Annotated in this window: 1 protein-coding gene; it reads left to right on the top strand. The window is 51.2% G+C overall.

The window, feature by feature from the left end:
- Positions 1-348: 348 nt before the first annotated feature.
- Positions 349-806: DUF1565 domain-containing protein (locus tag VI25_RS20010; protein WP_152981721.1), on the top strand; the 458-nt coding region annotated here is incomplete at its 3' end.

Here is an 806-nt window from a genome sequence, read left to right as displayed (position 1 = left end):
TCTGGGTAGCAACCACCCTCCTACCCCGAAGGTTGGAGTTTTATTCTTAATCCTTGCTAAAGGGTACTGTTCTGTGGCCAGCCAGCCTGCTTTTGTACGGCTTCGAGCTACTCAATTGCGGCGGCGGGCACCGCGAAGACAAGCTCCGGCTACCAATAGTCGTGGCTACTTACCGGCAGCATAATCCTACTATTTTGCAATAATACAATACTAGCAATAAACATAGATAACGATAGAACAATTCATTAAAGTTTTCGTCATATTCGGTGCGTGTTAGTTGTAACTCAGCTCTTTGCTTCCACTAAGACTGGGTTTTTGTACAAGTGCCTGCCTTAACCCACCCGAGCTATGCATTACTCTTTACTCTCGTATGCTGCTACTGCGTTATGTAGTGGCCTTCTTTACTCCCCACTGCTGGCACAACCGCTCCCCAAAGTAGCTGCGTCGGCCTTGTACGTTAATGACCTAAGCCAAACGGGCGACTTATTCACGTCGGCCGCAGGTAGTGATGCAACGGGAACGGGTAGCACTAGTGCGCCTTTTGCCACGGTGGCGGCCGCACTAAGCGCCGCCGATGCGGGCACTACCACTATTTACATTGACGCGGGCACTTACTCAGAACGCGTGGTTCTAAGTAAAAACATCAGTTTGCAGGGTGCTGGCACAGCCACAAATGTACCAGCATCTGCCACCGTTTTCAATGGTGGACTAGCAGATGGCACCCAGGCTAATGAGGTCGGTATCTACATTGCTACCAGTGGGGGTACAGCAGCCGCGCCCGTAGTGCTGGCCGACTTTACAGTACG

Origin of the sequence: Hymenobacter sp. AT01-02 (assembly GCF_000961955.2) — a bacterium.
In the GTDB taxonomy this organism is placed as follows: Bacteria; Bacteroidota; Bacteroidia; order Cytophagales; family Hymenobacteraceae; genus Hymenobacter; species Hymenobacter mucosus.
The sequence above is the reverse complement of the archived record's forward strand: the minus strand, read 5'-3'. Positions and strand labels throughout refer to the sequence as shown.